This is a genomic window from Streptomyces naganishii JCM 4654 (genome assembly GCF_014650575.1).
GTDB classification, from domain to species: Bacteria; Actinomycetota; Actinomycetes; order Streptomycetales; family Streptomycetaceae; genus Streptomyces; species Streptomyces naganishii.
The window spans coordinates 476,232-493,304 of record NZ_BMVF01000003.1; the positions used below are offsets into that span (position 1 = coordinate 476,232).

Sequence of the window (17,073 nt, forward strand, 5' to 3'; positions counted from 1 at the left end):
GCCGCGCGGGCAGGGCGCCGCCGGGTCAGCGCACTCCCCGCTGCCGTACCGTCGAGCCCGTCCTGGTCTTGGTGACTTCCAGCTGGGCGTGGATGCGGCGGCGCAGGTCGGGGACGTGGCTGACGATGCCTACGCTCCGGTCGCGTTCGCGCAGGGAGTCGAGGACGTCGAGGACCTCGTCGAGGGTCTGGTCGTCGAGGCTGCCGAAGCCCTCGTCGATGAAGAGGGTGTCCAGGCGCACCCCGCCCGCCTCGTCGGTGACCACGTCGGCGAGCCCGAGGGCGAGGGCGAGCGAGGCGAAGAACGTCTCGCCGCCCGACAGGGTGGCCGTGTCGCGCTCCCGCCCGGTCCAGGCGTCGACGACGTGCAGCCCGAGCCCGCTGCGCCCGCGTCCGCTGCGGTCGTCGGAGTGGACCAGGGTGTACCGGCCGGACGACATGCGCAGCAGCCGTACGGTCGCGGCGGCGGCCACCTGTTCCAGGCGGGCGGCGAGAACGTAGGACTCCAGGCGCATCTTGCGCTCGTTGTCCGCGGAGGTGCCCGCGGCGAGGGCGGCGAGGCGGGCCACGCGGTCGTACTCCTCGCGCAGGGGCGCCAGTTGCCGTATGCCTCTGGCCGCGCGGGCGGAGAGCCGGTCGAGCTCGGCGCAGCGGCGGGCGGCGGCGTCCCGCGCGGAGGCCGCCTCGCGCAGGCGCCGCTCCGCGGCGTCCGCCGCGGCCTGTGCGGCGGCGAGGTCGGCGGCCGGGCGCTCGGCGGCGGCCGTGGTCCCGGCCTCGGCGAGGACCGCGCGCACGGCGGCCTCCTCCGACTGCCAGGCGTCTAGGCGCCGTTGCAGCTCGCGGTGGGCGGCGTCGTCGAGCAGCGCGGCGGCCGCGGCCCGCGGGGTGTCGAAGCCCGCGCGGAAAGCGGCCTCGGCGAGCCGGCCGTCGGCGTCCTTGAGCCGTACGGCGCTCTCCTCGGCGGCGCGCACGGCGTCGGCGGCGCCGGTGAGCACCGCGGCCCGCCGCTCCAGTTCCGCGGCGCGCTCGCCCACCGTACGGGCGCTGCCCCGCGCTGTCGCCAACTCCGCCTCCAGGCCGGACTGTTCGCGGTCCAGGTGCTCCCGGCGGGTCTGGCGTGCCGCGGCCCTCACCTCAGCCCGGCGGCGGTCGGCCAGCCGGCGCTCGTACTCCTCCTCCGCGCCCCGCAGCTCCTCCCGCGCCGCGTGCAGCGCCGAGGCCTCCCGGTGCGCACGCGCCAGCCGGCGCTCCAGATCGGCGGCCTCCTCGGCGAGACGCGCCACCGGCGCGTCCCCGGCCTCGGCGGTGGCGGCGGCCAGGGCCGCGCGCAGGTCCGCGTGGCGGCGCTCGTCCTCGGCGCGCCGCTCCTCGGCGTCCTGGTGGGCGGCCAGGGCACGCTCCTCCGCGTCGCGGTCGACGTGGCCCGCGACCCGGCGGGCGGGCGCGGGGTGCTCGGTGGCGCCGCACACGGCGCAGGGCTCGCCGTCGGTGAGGTGCGCGGCGAGTTCCGCCGCGATGCCGTTCAGGCGCTGTTCCTTCAGCTCGAGCCAGTGGCCCTTGGCCCGGACCGCGTGTTCGGCGGAGGCGAGGGCCCTGCGCCGGGCCTCCTCGGTCTGTCCGGCCAGCCGGTCGCGGGTGCGGGCGGCCGTCAGCCGCGCCTCGGCGCTCTCCCGCAGCACGGCCAGCTGTTGCGCCTGTCCGGCCGTCTCCTGGGCGGTCTCGATACGGTCCTGGAGTCCCGCGCGGGCGCTCTCCCACCCGGCGAGCCAGTCCTCGGCCTCCTGGAGCGCCTCGGTGTCGGCGCGCTCCTCGCGGTCCACGTCCGCGCGCTCGGCGACGAGTTCGGCCAGGCGGCGCTCCGCGCGGCGGGCCGACTCCAGGGCGCCGAGCTCCTCGGCGGCCCGGCGGGCGGCCGCGGCGAGGCCGGCGGCGCCGGCACCGGCGAGGCCGTCCGGCAGCAGGGCACGCGCGCGTGCCTCGGCGGCGGCCGCGCGAGCGTGCTCTGCGTCGGCGGCCTCGCGCAGTTCGAGCGCGGGGGCCACGGACTCCGCCTTGCGGCCGCGCTCCATCCGCCGCTGGGCCTCGCGGTGCTCGTCGGCATGCTCCGCGAGGCGGGCGGCACGTTCCCGTGCCTGAGTGAACCGGCTTTGCAGCCGGGCCAGTTCGCGGGTGTCGTCCAGGGCGCGCTCGGCGGAGGTGTGGGCGGATTCGGCCGCGTTCAGGCGGCACTGGGCGACGGTCAGTTGCTCGCGTGCGGTCGCGCGGGCCACCGCGGCGGCGGTCAGGACGGCCTCGGCCAGGCCCGGTTCGCCGGGCGCGAGGGCGGGCGGTTCCATCGCGTCGCCCGCCGCCTGCTGCATACGGTGGGCGTCGGCGAGCAGCTCGGCATCGCCCTCGCGCACCCGCGCCTCGGTGGTGCGCCGGCGCTCGGCGAGGCGCTTCTCGACCTCGGCGAAGCGGCGGGTGTCGAACAGGCGGCCAAGGAGTCTGCCGCGGGCCTCGGCGTCGGCGCGCAGGAAGCGGGCGAAGTCGCCCTGCGGCAACAGCACGACCTGGCAGAACTGCTCGCGGCTCATGCCGAGCAGTTGGGTGATCTCCTCGCCGACCTCCTGGTGGGAGCGGCTGAGGTCCTTCCAGGCACCGGCCGCCGCGTCGTACTCGCGCAGCCAGGTCTGCGCCTTGTCGACGGTGGTGCCGGTGCCGCGGCGCTTGGGGCGCTCCCAGGGGGGCTGCCGGGTGATCTCCAGCCGGCGTCCGGCGACGGTGAGGTCGAGGGTGACCTCGGTGCGGGTGCCCGCGGCGGCGTGGTCGCTGCGCAGGGCGGTCCCCTGGCCCTGACGGGCGCCGGGCACCGCGCCGTACAGCGCGTAGCACACGGCGTCGAGCACGGAGGTCTTGCCGGCGCCGGTCGGGCCGTGCAGCAGGAAGAGTCCCGCGGCGGACAGCGCGTCGAAGTCGACGCGCTGCGAGCCGCCGAAGGGGCCGAAGGCGGTGATGTCGAGCCGGTGCAGCCTCACCGCGCCTCCCCGGGGTCGTACGGTGCCCGGTGCGCGGCCGGGCCGTGCGGCGCCGTCTCCTCGCGCGCGTGCCGCGTCACCGGGCCACCTCCCGGACCGTGTCGTCCGCCCGGACCGCGTCGAACGCCTCGCGCAGCACGGCCTGTTCGTACGCGTCCGGTCCCGCGCCGCGCACGTGCGCCACGAAGTCCTCGGCGATCCGCTGGTCGTCACGGCCGGCGAGACGGCGGGCGTAGGACACGTCCGGGCCGCCGGGGGCGCGGTCGGGGTCGAAGACGAGGCTGAGGGTGTGCGGGAAGCGCTCGCTGAGGCGGGCCATGGGGTCGGCGGGGCGGACGGGGTCGGTGAGCGTGGCCTCCACCCAGGCCTCCCGGTGGCGGTCCAGGCCGGGATCGGCGAGCAGTCCCTCGAGCGTGCCCCGGATCCGGGCCAGCGCGCGCGGGACGGGGCAGTCGACCCGCTCGGCGGTGACCGCGCCGGTGGCGTCCAGGTCGACGAGCCACATGCTCTTGCGGTGCTCGGCCTCGGAGAAGGAGTACGGCAGCGGGGAGCCGGAGTAGCGGACGCGCCCGGTGATGGTCTGGCAGCCGTGGAGGTGGCCGAGCGCCACGTAGTCGACGCCGTCGAAGACGGAGGCGGGCACGGCGGCGACACCGCCGACGGTGATGTCCCGTTCGCTGTCGCTGGCCTGGCCGCCGGTGACGAAGGCGTGCGCGAGGACGACGGAGCGGGTGCCCCGCGCGCGGGTGGCGAGGTCGGCGCGGACGCGGTCCATGGCGGCGGCGAGGACGGTCTCGTGGGCGGCCTTGTCGATGCCGAACTCATCCCTCACCAGGGCGGGTTCGAGGTACGGCAGGCCGTAGAACGCCACGTCTCCGTGGGCGTCGGCGAGCACCACCGGCGTACCGCAGGCGGACGGTTCGGTCCGCAGGTGGATGCCCGCGCGGTCGATCAGCCCGGCTCCGACGCCGAGCCGGCGGCCGGAGTCGTGGTTGCCGGAGATCATCACCGTGGGCACGCCCAGGGCGGCGAGGCGGTGCAGGGCGTCGTCGAACAGCTCGACGGCGGCGAGCGGGGGCACCGCGCGGTCGTACACGTCTCCCGAGACGACCACCGCGTCGACGGCGCGCTCGCGCGCGGTCGCCACCAGGTGGCCGATGAACTCGGCCTGGGCGTCCAGCATGTTCACGCGGTGGAACGCGCGGCCCAGATGCCAGTCGGAAGTGTGCAGCAGCCTCATGATCCCCGCAGACTATCGGGCGGGTCCGACATCACGGCCGGTTACTCCCGTTTCACCCGCGATCAAGGGTGCGGGAAGCGGCATTTGCCGCTTTTACCTGTTCCGTCCCGGGTGCCGTCACGCGTCCCCGTACGCCTCGCCGCCCAGTTCGAGTGCGGCTGTGCCCTGGGTGGCGTCCGCGAGCCAGGCGCGGAACGCGTCCACGTCGGCGTCGGGCAGGCCGACCTCGAGGGTCACCGCGTCCGCGTAACGCACGTCCCGGACGTCGCGTCCGGTCGCCCTGAGGTCGTTCTGCAGCTTGCCGGCCCGCTGGTGGTCGACGGTCACCGTGGCGAGCCTGAAACGCCGGCGCGTGCGGGCGCCGACCGCGTCCAGGGCCTCGCCCACCGCTCCGCCGTAGGCGCGGATGAGCCCGCCGGCGCCGAGCTTGACCCCGCCGTAGTAGCGGGTGACGACGGCGACGACGTAGCGCATGTCGCGGCGCAGCAGCATCTGGAGCATGGGGACGCCCGCGGTGCCGCCGGGTTCCCCGTCGTCGCTCGCCTTCTGCACGCCGGCGTCGGCGCCGATCACATAGGCCCAGCAGTTGTGGGTGGCGTCCGCGTGCTCCTTGCGCACGGCGGCGACGAACTCCTGCGCCTCCCTCTCGCTGCCCGCCGGCGCGAGGGAACACAGGAACCGCGACCGGTTGACCTCGGTCTCATGCACTCCCGCGCGGGCCACTGTCCGGTACTCGTCCTGCATGCGGCCAGCCTATGCGGACCGGGCGCAGCGGCTCGTCGCAGGCGGGCGGCGGGCGGATCAGGAGGCTTTGGCGCCCCTCGGGACGGTCAGGGCGGTGAGGAGGGCGGCGGCGGGGGCGAGGGTTCGCCAGGAGGCGCCGTACCAGGCCAGGACGGCGATCGCGGAGGTGGGGAACTTCGTCCGGAGCCGGTCCAGGGTGTCGTCCAGGCCGTCGCCGGCCAGGTCGAGGACCAGCTCCTCCAGGCCCGGGTTGTGCCCGAGGAGCAGCAGCGTCTCCACCTCGGGCGGTGTTTCGCGCACCACCGTCAGCAAAGTGGCGGCGTCGGCCGCGTACAGCCGCCGGTCGTAGCGCACCGGCGGCGGGGTGCCCCACTGGGCGGAGGCCAGGTCCCAGGTCTGGCGCGCCCGGCGCGCGGTGGAGCACAGCGCGAGGTCGGGCAGGCAGTCCGCCTCGGCGAGCGCCCGGCCGGCCGCGGGCGCGTCCCGCCGTCCCCGGTTCGCGAGCGGCCGCTCGTGGTCGGCGACCCCCTCGGGCCAGGCGGACTTGGCGTGCCGCAGCACCACCAGCCGCCGCAGGGGCCCCGACCGGGCACGGCGGGTCACCTCACGGCTCCCGTCCGGCCGGTCCGGCCCGTCCGGCCCGCTCGGGCGGTCCGCGCGGCTCTCACAGCGCGTGTCCGATGTCGCGGGTCAGGTCGAGGCCCAGCAGGCGGTCGGCGTAGGCGTACGTCTCGAAGCGGGCACCGTCCGCGAGGTCGGGCCGGGTGGCGACCCACTCCAGCACCCGGAGCACCGCCGGGACGTCCAGATCGTCCTCCCAGGCCCCGCGCAACCGGCCGCGTACGTCGTCGGGGATCGGCCGGGAGGGCTGCCGGGCCCAGCCCGCGACCGCGCGCCGCCAACCCACGAGGGTGCGACGGGCCTCCTCGAGCCCCCGCTCGTCCAGCCGCAGAGGCTGCCCGTACCGCCGGCCCAGCAACGCCAGCCGCCACACGGCGGGATCGCCGGTGGCGAGGGACGCGCCGGGGCGGGTGCCGCCGGGCGCAACAGAGGCGTGGGCGGCGTCGGCGGACCCGGCCGGGCCGTGGGCGGCGTCGGCGGACGCAGCAGGGACGCGGCCGGGGCCGCCGGACACAACCGGGCCGTCACCGGCATCCGCCCGCGCAGCCGCGCAGCCGCCGGCGTCCACGCGCCCGGCCGGGCCGTCACCGCCATCCGCCCGCGCCTCCGGGCCGCCGTCGTCCGCGTCGGCAGGCGACGGGGAGGGGGAGAAGGTCACCGTCGCTTCCACGGGGGCCACGGCGACCAGGGCACCACCGCCCGGGCCGCCCCGGGCCGCCTCACCGGCGCCCGCTCCCCCGCCACCGGCACCGCTGCCACCGCCACCGCCCGGCTCCGTGTCCGCCAGGCGGGCGGCCTCGCCCATGCCCGCCACTCGGACGACCTGCGCCTCACCCAGGGCCGCGCCGAGGTCTCGGCTGTCCTCGAAGGGGCGGATGCCGAGGGCCTCGGCGCCCGCCCGCAGTTCGGCCTGTTCGCGGTCGCCGGTCAGCAGGGACCACACGGGGGTGCCGCCCAGTTCCAGGGCGCGTACCAGCAGGTCGGCGACGAGGAGCACCCGCAGGCCCGATGCGTCGTAACCGGACGCGCGCGCCTCGACGCGGGTCAGCCCGCGGCGGGCGGGGGCGGCGTCGGCGGTCTCGCCGGTTCGGGCGTCGATGATGCGCAGCACGGCCCGAGCGTAGGCGGCCGGAGAGCCGCGCGCAGGTAGGTCGCACACATTCCGGACAGGATGGCGCACGCCACCGGCGGGATCGGCCCACCTCACCGCGGGGATCTCCGCACCCCGGCGGGGAATCGGCGTGCCCCGGCCGCTGTTGCGCTGTGCGGGACCCCTGGCCGGGTCCTTCCGTCAGTTCCCCGGACTCGAGGAGATCAGTGGTGTACGGCGACGCGGCGACGATCCGGAAGATCCTGACCGAGCTCGGTGACACCTGGGCAGTGGTGGGGCTGTCCTCCAACCGCGGCCGCGCCGCGTACGGCGTGGCGCAGGTGCTCCAGCGCTTCGGCAAGCGCGTCGTCCCCGTGCACCCGAAGGCGGAGACGGTGCACGGCGAGCGGGGCTACGCCTCCCTCGCGGACATCCCCTTCGACGTGGACGTGGTGGACGTCTTCGTCAACAGCGACCTGGCCGGCGCCGTGGCCGACGAGGCGGTGGCCAAGGGCGCGAAGGGCGTCTGGTTCCAGCTCGGCGTCGTCGACGAGTCGGCCTACGCCCGGACCCGCGCCGCGGGCCTGGAGATGGTCATGGACCGCTGCCCCGCCATCGAAATCCCCCGGCTTGTGTAACCTGTGTCACGCTCTTCTAACATTTCGCAACTGAATAGAGACATTCCGCGACCCGCCTTGACCTGTGCAAAGTCCACGCAAAGGTAGCCCCCCTGGAAGAGTCAAATTTCCGGGATCGGGCTTCTGTTCAAGGGGCCTCCATTCCTACTCTGAGCCGCCATTGGGCGTTAATCCCCTTGTTCAGAAACTGAGAGGCCCCTTGACATGGTGAAAGTCGACCATGCAGCCCCCGACGTCACACGGGACCGGACCGGTCTGCGGCGCGACGTCGGTCTGATCGGACTGATGTGGGCCTCGGTGGGTTCCATCATCGGCTCCGGCTGGCTCTACGGCGCCGAGAAGGCCGTCGTGATGGCAGGCCCCGCGGCGATCATCTCGTGGCTGATCGGCACGGTGGCCATCGTCCTGCTGGCCCTCGTGCACGCCGAACTCGGCGGCATGTTCCCGGTGGCCGGCGGTACGGCCCGGTACCCGCACTACGCCTTCGGCGGACTGGCGGGCATGTCGTTCGGCTGGTTCTCCTGGCTCCAGGCGGCGACCGTGGCCCCGATCGAGGTCGAGGCCATGATCGGCTACGCCGCGCACTGGAACTTCGCCAAGGGCTTCCAGCACACCGACGGCACCCTGACGACCAGCGGTTTCGTCGTCGCCGTGGTCCTGATGGCCGTATTCGTGGCCGTCAACTTCCTCGGTGTGCGCGTACTGGCCCACACCAACAGCGCGGCCACCTGGTGGAAGATCGCCGTGCCGCTGGCCACGATCTTCATCATCGCCATCGGCAACTTCCACCCGCACAACTTCACCGTGCACGGTTTCGCCCCGTTCGGCGCGAAGGGCGTGCTCGGCGCGATCAGCTCCAGCGGCATCATCTTCGCCCTGCTGGGCTTCGAGCAGGCGATCCAGCTGGCGGGCGAGAGCCGCGACCCCAAGCGCGACCTGCCGCGCGCCACGCTGGGCTCGGTCGCCATCGGCGCGACCATCTACGTCCTGCTCCAGGTGGTGTTCATCGGCGCCCTGCCGGTGAGCTCCTTCGCGCACGGCTGGGCCAAGCTCGACTTCCCCGGCATCAGCGGCCCGTGGGCGGGCGTGGCGACGCTGGTCGGCCTCGGCTGGCTGGGCGTGGTGCTCTACGTCGACGCCGTCATCTCCCCCGGCGGCACCGGCCTGATCTACACCACGGCCACCTCCCGCGTCTCCTACGGCCTGGCCAAGAACGGCTACGCGCCCAAGATCTTCGAGAAGATCGACTCCCGTGGCGTGCCGTGGTTCGGTCTGATCCTCTCCTTCGTGACCGGCATCGTCTGCTTCCTGCCGTTCCCGAGCTGGCAGGAACTGGTCGGCTTCATCACCTCGGCGAGCGTCCTGATGTACGCCGGCGCCCCGCTGGCCTACGGCGTCTTCTCCGACCGGCTGCCGCACCACGAGCGTCCGTACCGCCTGCCCGCCGGCAAGGTGATCGCGCCGCTGTCCTTCGTGGTCGCCAACCTGATCATCTACTGGGCCGGCTGGGACACCCTGTGGCGCCTCGGCATCGCCATCGTCCTCGGCTACGTGCTGCTCGGCGGCTACGCCCTGTACGCCAAGAGCAAGGGACTGCCGGACGCGCCCCGGCTGGACTGGAAGGCCGCGCAGTGGCTGCCCGGCTACCTGCTGGGCATGGGCCTGATCTCCTGGCAGGGCGGCTTCGGCGGCCAGGGCCACATCGCACTGTGGTGGGACATGCTGGTCGTCGCCGCCTTCTCGGTGGTCATCTACTACTGGGCGAAGGCCACCGCGTCGGCGCCCGAGGAGATCGAGCGGAGCATCGAGGAGGTCGTGGTCACCGACGCCCCCGCGCACTGACCCGGCTTCCCGTACGGTGTCCCGCCGGCCGCCACCCCCGTGGCGGCCGGCGGGACACCGTCGTTTCCGGCACCGGCCGCCGCCGGACGGCGGCCGGTGCTCAGTCGTGCGTCGGCCGGTCGGCAAGCCGGTGGTCCGCCACGTTCAGCGCCTCGTCGACGAGGCGGCGCAGATGGCCGTCGCGCAGGGAGTAGATCACCCGGCGGCCCTCCTTGCGGGTGCCGACCAGGCCGGCCAGCCGCAGCCGCGCCAGGTGCTGGCTCACGGCGGGACGGGCCGCGCCACAGGTCTCGGTGAGCGTGCCGACGTCCGCCTCGCCCCGCGTCAGCGCGTGCAGCAGGGCGAGCCGGGTGCGGTCGCCGAGCAGGGCGAGGAGTTCGGCGGCGAGCGCCAGTTGCTCCTCGCCCGCATCACGCGGGTGCGCATCGTGCGCAGATGACAGGTGCATGCGTGCGCTCATACGCACATAATGGCGACGTGGATGCCGAGCGTCCACTCCGGCGGCGGAAGGGGAACCACGTGAGCGACCGGCACCCGCACCACGACCACGGCCACGACCCCGCGCGGGACCATACCCCGCACCACCACCACGACCCCGCGCGGGACCACGCCCCGCACCACCACCACGACCACGGCCCCGCGCGGGACCACGTCCCGGCCTCCCCACGTCACCGGCTCGCGCACCTGCTCACCCCGCACTCCCACGACAGCGCCGACAGGACCGACCCCGCGCTGGAGTCCTCCGCGCGCGGAACGCGGGCCCTGTGGGTGTCGCTCGCCGCGCTGGGGGCGACCGCGCTGCTCCAGGCGCTGGTGGTGCTGGTCTCCGGCTCGGTCGCGCTGCTCGGCGACACGGTCCACAACGCGGCGGACGCGCTGACCGCCGTACCGCTCGGCATCGCCTTCGTCCTGGGCCGCCGCGCCGCGAACCGCCGCTTCACCTACGGCTACGGCCGCGCCGAGGATCTCGCGGGTCTGGCGATCGTGCTGACGATCGCCGCGTCGGCGGTGTTCACCGCGTGGGCGGCCGTGGAGCGGCTGCTCGAACCGCGGCCCGTGCAGCACCTGCCCGCGGTGGCGGTGGCGGCGCTCGCCGGGTTCGCGGGCAACGAGTGGGTGGCGCGGTACCGGATCCGCGTGGGCCGCGCGATCGGCTCGGCGGCCCTGGTCGCCGACGGACTGCACGCCCGTACGGACGCGTACGCCTCGCTCGCCGTACTCCTGGGGGCCGCCGGGTCGGCGCTCGGCTGGCAGGCGGCCGACCCGGTCGTCGGGCTGGCGATCACGGCGGCCGTCGTGCTGGTGCTGCGCGACGCCGCGCGCGAGGTGTTCCGGCGGATCATGGACGCGGTCGACCCCGCCCTGGTGGACCGGGCCGAGCGGGCGCTGCGCGAGGTGGCCGGGGTGCGGGCGGTGGGCGAGCTGCGGCTGCGCTGGATCGGGCACCGGCTGCGCGCCGAGGTGGCGGTGGTGGTCGACGGCGAGGCGACGGTACGCCAGGCGCACGCCGTGGCCGTGGACGCCGAGCACGCCCTCCTGCACGCCGTGCCCCGCCTCACCGCGGCCCTGGTCCACGCCGACCCGGCCCCCGCGCCCGGCGAGACCGATCCGCACCTGGCCCTGGCCCACCACACCCGCGCCTGAACCGGGCCCTTCCCGCCGCCGCCGGACTCCCGGACCGCCGGACTCCCGGACCGTCAGACCCCCAGGCCGTCCAGGACCACGGCTCCCGGCAGCCCCGCGAAGGCCTTGCCGGGGACGAGCAGCTTGCCGCGCCGCCGGCCACTGCCGACCAGGACGTAGGGCAGGTCGACGACGGCCCGGTCGACGAGGATCGGCCAGCTCTCCGGGAGGCCGATCGGCGTGATGCCGCCGTACTCCATGCCGGTCTCCCCCGTGGCCACGTCCATCGGCGCGAACGAGGCCTTGCGGGCGTCGAGTCGGCGGCGCACCACACCGTTGACGTCGACGCGGGTGGTGGACAGCACTACACACGCGGCCAGGCGGGTCTCGCCGCCGCGCCTGCCCGCCACCACCACGCAGTTCGCGGACTGCTCGAGCAGTTCGCGCCCATAGCGCTCGACGAAGACCGCCGTGTCGGCCCACTGCGGATCGGTCTCGACGTAGACGATCTGGTCGGCCGGGACGTCGCCGCGCCAGTCGCGCAGGGCGTCGGCGACCGGGCCGGTCAGCTCGTCCAGGCAGTCGGGTGCGGGAGTGGCCTGATCGAAGTTTCCGATGGGTGCGCGCATTCCCGCACGCTAACAGCCGTACCGCGCCCACCGGCCGGGCGTCTCAGGAGGCGGTCGCCCCCGCGCACGGGCCCCTCAGCGCACCGGCGGCACCGAGACCGCCATGACCATCTCCATCGGGACGGCGCCGTGATTGGCGTACGTGTGCGGTGTGTTGGCCTCGAAGGAGGCGCTCGCGCCCTCGGGCACGCGGTACTCGACGCCGTCGACGGTCAGCGAGAGCTCCCCCGCCGTGACGTGGACCAGTTCCACCGTGCCCGTCGGGTGCGGGTCGGACGGGCTGCCCTCATCCGGCATCAGGCGCCACTCCCACATCTCCAGCGGGCCGGGCGCCTCGGTGCCCGCGAGCAGCCGGTTGTAGCTGCCGGCGTCGGTGTGCCAGAGCCGTACGGCCTGCTCGGCCGGCACGATGCGGACCTTCGGTCCCTGCTCGTAGTCGAGCAGCGTCGTGATGCTGACGCCGAGCGCGTCACCGATCTTGACGACGGTGCCCAGACTGGGGTTCGTGCGGGCCTGCTCGATCTGGATGAGCATGCCGCGACTGACCCCGGCACGGCCGGCGAGCGTGTCGAGGGTGAAGCCGCGCTCGGTGCGCCAGCGCTTGACGTTGCGCGCCAGTGACTGGGTCAGGAGGTCGAGGTCCGACACATTCCGTCCAATATTCTGGATGACAGCGTTCATTTGCTTGAACTACGGTGGGTTGCACCTGATCGTTCACCGAACTGTACTGCGAGGCGCGCCGTGACAGCATTCTTCGCCCTGGCCACCAGCCTCCTGTGGGGCCTGGCCGACTTCGGCGGCGGGCTGCTCACACGGCGCAATCCGGCGCTGACCGTGGTCGTGGTCTCGCAGACCATCGCGGCGGCGGTGCTCGGCGCGATCGTGGTCGCCACCGGCGGCTGGAGCGAGGCGGGGCCCCGGCTGTGGTTCGCGTTCGCCGCGGGGCTGGTCGGTCCGGTGGCCATGCTGTCCTTCTACAAGGCGCTGGCGATGGGCCCGATGGGCGTGGTCTCGCCGCTGGCCACCCTCAGCGTGGCCGTCCCGGTCACCGTGGGGCTCTTCCTCGGGGAGCGGCCGGGACTGACACAGGTGGCGGGGATCGCGGTCGCCGTGGGCGGGGTGGTGCTCGCGGGCGGACCGCAGTTGAAGGGCGCCCCGGTGCAGCGGCGGACGATCTGGCTGACCCTGGTCGCCGCGGCGGGCTTCGGCACGGTGTTCGTGCTGATCGCCGAGGCGTCCACCGGCGTGAAGGGACTCTTCCTCGCCCTCTTCGTGCAGCGGGTGACCAACGTGGCCGCTGGTGGCGCGGCCCTGTACGCCTCGGCGCGGCGGGGCGGCGCCGTGCTGCCCGAGGGCGGCTTCCCCTGGGGCGCGCTGCCCGCCCTCGGCTTCGTCGGCCTCGCGGACGTCGCCGCCAACGGCACCTACGCCATCGCCGCCCAGCACGGTCCGGTCACGGTGGCCGCGGTGCTCGCATCGCTCTACCCGGTGGTGACCGCGCTGGCCGCCCGCGGCTTTCTCAGCGAACGGCTGCGCATCATCCAGGCGGCCGGCGCCGGCCTGGCACTGGTGGGCACCTTGCTGCTCGCCACGGGGTGACGGGGGCGGTGGCCGGTGGCCGGACCGCTCCTGGCGCCGGCCGACGTACCGGCCCGCTGAGCCGCCCGCGCCGGCTCAGCTCCCCGGCTCAAGCTCCGCGAGCCGCTGACCGGTCTTCCCGGAGGCCGCGGGGGTCCCGGCCGTCTCCGCCCCGCACCCCGGCCCGGCGGGGTCGCCCGCCGCGTCCAGTTCGGCGAGGCGGGCCACGGCTTCCTCGTCCAGGCCCGCCAGCGCGAGCAGCTGATCCGGTGTGACACCGTCCGGTATCGGCACCGGGGCCGGCGTCCGCAGCGGCGGCTGCCAGCCCTCCGCCGGCGTCCAGCGGCGCACCACGCGGGCGGGCGCGCCGGCGACCACCGAGTGGTCGGGCACCTCGCCCCGGACCACCGCACCGGCCGCGACCACGACGTTCCGCCCGATCCGGGCGCCCGGCAGGATCACCGCGCCGGTGCCGATCCAGCAGCCGGGGCCGATCTCCACCGGCTCCATCCGGGGCCACTGCCTGCCGATGGGCTCGTTGGGGTCGTCGTAGGAGTGGTTGGTGGAGGTGACGTAGACGTACGGCCCGAAGTAGCAGTCGCTGCCGATGGTGACCGTGGTGTCCGCGATCACGTGGCTGCCCCGCCCGAGGACGACTCCGTCACCGATGCGCAGGATCGGCTCGGGGCCGAGGTCGAGGTCGGGCATCAGGCCGGCGGTCAGCGTGACCTGCTCGCCGACGATGCAGTGGGAGCCCAGGTGGATCCACGGCTCGCCGAAGACCGTGCCCAGCGGGAAGGCGAGTCTGGTACCTGTTCCCATCGCGCCGAAGCGCAGCCGTCCGGGGTGCTCGGCCGTGACGGAGCCAGTGCGCTGCACCCAGGCCCAGCCCGCGTGGACGGCGCGCTGGGCGAGGCGGCGCCGCCATGATGAGAACGTGTTCTTGCGCTTGGGCACCCGCTCACGGTACTCAGCCGCGCCCGCGCCCACGGTGCGGGACGCCTGTGATCTTCGCCCCACCGGATGACGTACGGTGCCGTGAGCACCCACGCCGTCGAGGGCAGTGAAAGGCAGGACGAGGATGACGCGCAAGGCGCTGATCACGGGCATCGGCGGCCGGGAGCCGCGGGTGGACGAGCGGGCGTTCGTGGCGCCCACGGCCACGGTGGTCGGCGACGTCGCGCTGAGCGCGGGCGCGAGCGTCTGGTACGGCGCGGTGCTGCGCGGCGACGTCGAGTCGATCGCGGTGGGCGCGGACAGCAACGTTCAGGACAACTGCACGCTGCACGCCGACCCGGGTTTCCCGGTGAGTGTGGGCGAGCGGGTCTCGATCGGGCACAACGCGGTGGTGCACGGCTCCACGGTCGAGGACGACTGCCTGATCGGCATGGGCGCGACCGTGCTGAACGGCGCGGTGATCGGCGCCGGGTCGCTGGTGGCCGCGCAGGCGCTGGTGCCGCAGGGGATGCGGGTGCCGCCGGGGTCGCTGGTCGCGGGCGTGCCGGCCAAGGTGCGGCGCGAGCTGACGGAGGAGGAGCGGCAGGGCATCAGCCTCAACGGGACGATGTACGCCTCGCTGGCCGGGGCGCACCGCGAGGCGCACTCCTGAGACTCCGGCGGGGCGTTCCCCGGGCCGGCCGGCGGGTGAGCCTCAGGGCCGGCCCGCGCCGGGTGTGCCTCGGGCCGGTCGGCGGGGTGAGCCTCGGACCGGCCGGTGCCTGGGCGTTCCCCGGCCTCACTCCCCGGCCGGCACCGGCTCCGGCTCCTCGGCCTGTTCGGGGGCGGCGTTCGCCTTCTTGGCCTTGCGCTTGAGCACCAGCATGGAGCCGAGGCCGATCAGCACGGCCACCACCAGGCCCAGCCAGGAGAACTTCTTCAGCCAGGACTCGGCGACGACACCGACGTAGTAGATGACCGCGGTGGTGCCGCCGGCCCAGCAGATGCCGCCGAGGACGTTGGCGATCAGGAACTTCCAGTACGGCATCCGCAGTACGCCCGCGAGCGGGCCGGCGAAGATGCGCAGCAGGGCGACGAAGCGGCCGAAGAACACGGCCCACATGCCCCACTTCTGGAAGGAGCGCTCGGCGGTGGCGATGTGCCCTTCGCCGAAGTGCTTGGGGAACTTCTTCCCGAGCCAGGCCAGCAGCGGCCGTCCGCCCTTGCGGCCGATGGCGTAGCCGATGGAGTCGCCGACGACCGCGCCCACCGTGGCGCACGCGCCGAGCACCACCGGGTTGATTCCGGAGTGCTGGGAGGACAGCAGGGCCGCGGAGACGAGGACGATCTCGCCGGGCAGGGGGATGCCCAGGCTCTCCAGACCGATGACCAGCGCCACCGCGGCGTAGACGGCGGCCGCGGGTACCGTGTCGAGCCACTCCTGGACGTGCACCGACGGTTCCTCCCCGTTTCGCGTCCTGATGTTCCACGGGGCGCCCGCGAAAGGCGCCCCGTGAAAGCCTACCGGTACCCGCACGGGACGCCCCGGCACAATCCGGACGGCGTCCCGGCCTCTCAGGGCAACCCGAGCACGGCCCCCGCGGGCGCGCCGGCCCTGCTCGGGTGCGCGGCGCCGGTGGTGGGCGCTCCCCAGGGGACGCGCGGGCCGCGGACGGCGCCGTCGTCCGTCCAGCCCTTGGCCACCAGCACGGTGGCGAGCAGCACCAGCGAGGTGAGTCCGATGCCCAGGGCCACGGCCTTGCGGTGCCGGCGCGAGAGCGGCTCCCGGCCGGCGGAGCCGCCACGATGACGTCCGGCACCCACGGAGCCGATGACCCCGGACGCCCGGGACGGTCCGGGCACCCGGGACGGTCCGGAAACCCCGGAGGGCCCGGTTGGTCCGGACGCCCCGGACGGTCCGGGCAGCCCGGGTGATCCCGGCCGCCCGAGCGGCCCGGGCCGGCCGCCGGGCGCGGACGCCGTCACCGTGCCGCCGCGCATCGGGCGGGAGTCGAGATAGCGGCGGGCTCCCCATCCCAGCACGCTCTCCGCGAGGAGCACGTCCAGCGCGTCGTCGAAATGCGCGAGCTGTTCGGCCGCGGAGCGGCAGTGTCCGCACTCACGCAGATGACGTCGGACATCCGGCAGGAGTGCCCCGCCGCGCCGCATGGGAACGTCGAGCAGGCGGTTGTGGAAGCGGCATTCACTGGTCGGCGCGAGTTCCCGGTGGGCGCGTACGCAGCCCGCCCGGAATTGCTCGCGCGCCTGCCGCAGCGCGCCCTCCGCGGTCTCGGTGCCGAGGGCCAGCAGACCGGCCGGTATGGTTATGGGTTCGGCCTCCACCTCCGTGTGCCACAACAGGCATTGGAAGGCCGCGGGAAGTGCCTGGAAAGCCCGCTCGGCGAGTTGCCGCTTTTCGGGGGTGATGGACCTGACCGCGCGCAGCGCGCGGCCGCCGCCGGGCCTGCGCAGTTCCGGCAGCACCACGCAGGCCGCCTCGTCGGCGGCCCACTGCCGTACGGTTTCGCGGGCGGCGGCGAGCAGTTGGGGGCGCAGGGCGCCGCCGACCGCTCCCCCGGTAAGCCGCCGCAGCACCTGGCGGAACGCGGCGGTGGCCACCATGGCCGCCGAACTCCCGGGCCCGGCAAGGCAGATGACGGCGTAGTCGTACGTCGCCCGCCAGTGCCGGGCGAGCAGCAGCGCGACGGCGTGGTGGCCGCCGTCGGGGTCGCGCAGCCGGGCGACGAGGCTGCGGTCGGACTCCCCCGGGGGCGGTCCGGGGTGGGGCGGGTAGGGAGGACGAGGGGGGTGTGGGGGATGCGGGGGATGCGGGGGGTGGGGGGATTGCACGGAATCATTTCCTTCCGAGCCGCAGGACGGCATACGGAACGCACGTCCACGGGAACGCGTGCCTGGTGGGTGCGTGCGCCGGCCGGAAAAGCGTGACCGGTTCCGCCTTTCCCACAGGGAGGCTCACTTTCGCACACGCGACTGACAGGAAACAAGCAGTTCGAATAGACGATGTTTCAACTACCGGGAATTCCCAGGGGGTTACCGCTGGTATCGGTCTCGGTGTGCGAAGAACGCGTCGCAGGGTGGTCAACTTGTGTGCGAAA

General features: G+C 74.5%; 15 protein-coding genes and 2 pseudogenes. 5 read left to right on the plus strand and 12 right to left on the minus strand.

Annotated elements, in window-relative coordinates; translation table 11 throughout:
* Positions 1 to 25: 25 nt before the first annotated feature.
* The 6 genes and pseudogenes from IE217_RS07540 to IE217_RS07565 form a co-directional block, all read right to left on the minus strand.
* Complete coding sequence (locus tag IE217_RS07540) at positions 26 to 3,016, minus strand: AAA family ATPase (protein WP_190176935.1); 2,991 nt, start codon at positions 3,014 to 3,016, stop codon at positions 26 to 28.
* A gap of 76 nt (positions 3,017 to 3,092) precedes the next feature.
* Complete coding sequence (locus tag IE217_RS07545; protein WP_190176936.1) at positions 3,093 to 4,256, minus strand: exonuclease SbcCD subunit D; 1,164 nt, start codon at positions 4,254 to 4,256, stop codon at positions 3,093 to 3,095.
* Between the two features lie 117 nt (positions 4,257 to 4,373).
* A complete protein-coding gene (locus IE217_RS07550) occupies positions 4,374 to 5,000 on the minus strand; it encodes a YigZ family protein (RefSeq protein WP_190176937.1) in 627 nt (208 codons plus the stop codon).
* A 57-nt stretch (positions 5,001 to 5,057) separates the two neighbouring features.
* The gene (locus tag IE217_RS07555) at positions 5,058 to 5,603 is read right to left on the minus strand and encodes a SixA phosphatase family protein (protein WP_190176938.1); all 546 of its coding nucleotides are present in this window, start codon (positions 5,601 to 5,603) and stop codon (positions 5,058 to 5,060) included.
* 61 nt (positions 5,604 to 5,664) lie between these two features.
* Positions 5,665 to 6,426 carry a hypothetical protein gene (locus tag IE217_RS35315; RefSeq protein ID WP_373297968.1) on the minus strand — a complete coding sequence of 254 codons (762 nt, stop codon included), beginning with the start codon at positions 6,424 to 6,426 and terminating at the stop codon, positions 5,665 to 5,667.
* Positions 6,412 to 6,732: pseudogene (locus IE217_RS07565) on the minus strand (hypothetical protein); the annotation flags it as partial. The pseudogene IE217_RS07565 and the gene IE217_RS35315, both read right to left, overlap by 15 nt.
* Before the next feature lie 209 nt (positions 6,733 to 6,941).
* On the opposite strand from IE217_RS07565, the gene IE217_RS07570 reads away from it, so the two are divergent.
* The gene (locus IE217_RS07570) at positions 6,942 to 7,349 is read left to right on the plus strand and encodes a CoA-binding protein (RefSeq protein WP_190176939.1); all 408 of its coding nucleotides are present in this window, start codon (positions 6,942 to 6,944) and stop codon (positions 7,347 to 7,349) included.
* Between the two features lie 204 nt (positions 7,350 to 7,553).
* Positions 7,554 to 9,191: an APC family permease gene (locus IE217_RS07575; RefSeq protein ID WP_190176940.1), complete on the plus strand. Its 1,638-nt coding sequence runs from the start codon at positions 7,554 to 7,556 to the stop codon at positions 9,189 to 9,191.
* A 100-nt stretch (positions 9,192 to 9,291) separates the two neighbouring features.
* Here the strand turns inward: IE217_RS07575 and IE217_RS07580 are convergent, their stop codons facing one another.
* Positions 9,292 to 9,651, minus strand: a complete 360-nt coding sequence (locus IE217_RS07580) for an ArsR/SmtB family transcription factor (RefSeq protein ID WP_190176941.1) — start codon at positions 9,649 to 9,651, stop codon at positions 9,292 to 9,294.
* A 59-nt stretch (positions 9,652 to 9,710) separates the two neighbouring features.
* Here IE217_RS07580 and IE217_RS07585 point away from each other — a divergent pair, with 59 nt between their 5' ends.
* Positions 9,711 to 10,835, plus strand: coding sequence for a cation diffusion facilitator family transporter (locus IE217_RS07585; RefSeq protein WP_190176942.1), 1,125 nt, complete (start codon positions 9,711 to 9,713; stop codon positions 10,833 to 10,835).
* A gap of 53 nt (positions 10,836 to 10,888) precedes the next feature.
* Here the strand turns inward: IE217_RS07585 and IE217_RS07590 are convergent, their stop codons facing one another.
* Together IE217_RS07590 and IE217_RS07595 are read right to left on the minus strand one after the other, a co-directional pair.
* Positions 10,889 to 11,443, minus strand: coding sequence for a YbaK/EbsC family protein (locus IE217_RS07590; protein WP_190176943.1), 555 nt, complete (start codon positions 11,441 to 11,443; stop codon positions 10,889 to 10,891).
* Positions 11,444 to 11,518: 75 nt separating this feature from the next.
* The gene (locus IE217_RS07595) at positions 11,519 to 12,091 is read right to left on the minus strand and encodes a helix-turn-helix domain-containing protein (RefSeq protein WP_190177032.1); all 573 of its coding nucleotides are present in this window, start codon (positions 12,089 to 12,091) and stop codon (positions 11,519 to 11,521) included.
* Between the two features lie 93 nt (positions 12,092 to 12,184).
* On the opposite strand from IE217_RS07595, the gene IE217_RS07600 reads away from it, so the two are divergent.
* On the plus strand, positions 12,185 to 13,042 hold the full coding sequence (locus IE217_RS07600) for a DMT family transporter (RefSeq protein WP_190176944.1): 858 nt from the start codon (positions 12,185 to 12,187) through the stop codon (positions 13,040 to 13,042).
* 75 nt (positions 13,043 to 13,117) lie between these two features.
* On the opposite strand, the gene IE217_RS07605 is transcribed toward IE217_RS07600, so the two are convergent.
* The gene (locus IE217_RS07605) at positions 13,118 to 13,978 is read right to left on the minus strand and encodes an acyltransferase (protein ID WP_190176945.1); all 861 of its coding nucleotides are present in this window, start codon (positions 13,976 to 13,978) and stop codon (positions 13,118 to 13,120) included.
* Positions 13,979 to 14,102: 124 nt separating this feature from the next.
* Here IE217_RS07605 and IE217_RS07610 point away from each other — a divergent pair, with 124 nt between their 5' ends.
* Positions 14,103 to 14,630, plus strand: coding sequence for a gamma carbonic anhydrase family protein (locus IE217_RS07610; protein WP_190176946.1), 528 nt, complete (start codon positions 14,103 to 14,105; stop codon positions 14,628 to 14,630).
* A gap of 126 nt (positions 14,631 to 14,756) precedes the next feature.
* Here IE217_RS07610 and IE217_RS07615 read toward each other — a convergent pair whose 3' ends face one another.
* Positions 14,757 to 15,410 carry a DedA family protein gene (locus IE217_RS07615; RefSeq protein WP_190176947.1) on the minus strand — a complete coding sequence of 218 codons (654 nt, stop codon included), beginning with the start codon at positions 15,408 to 15,410 and terminating at the stop codon, positions 14,757 to 14,759.
* Positions 15,411 to 15,898: 488 nt separating this feature from the next.
* Positions 15,899 to 16,840 (minus strand): annotated as a pseudogene (locus IE217_RS35320) (hypothetical protein); the annotation flags it as partial.
* Between the last annotated feature and the right edge of the window lie 233 nt (positions 16,841 to 17,073).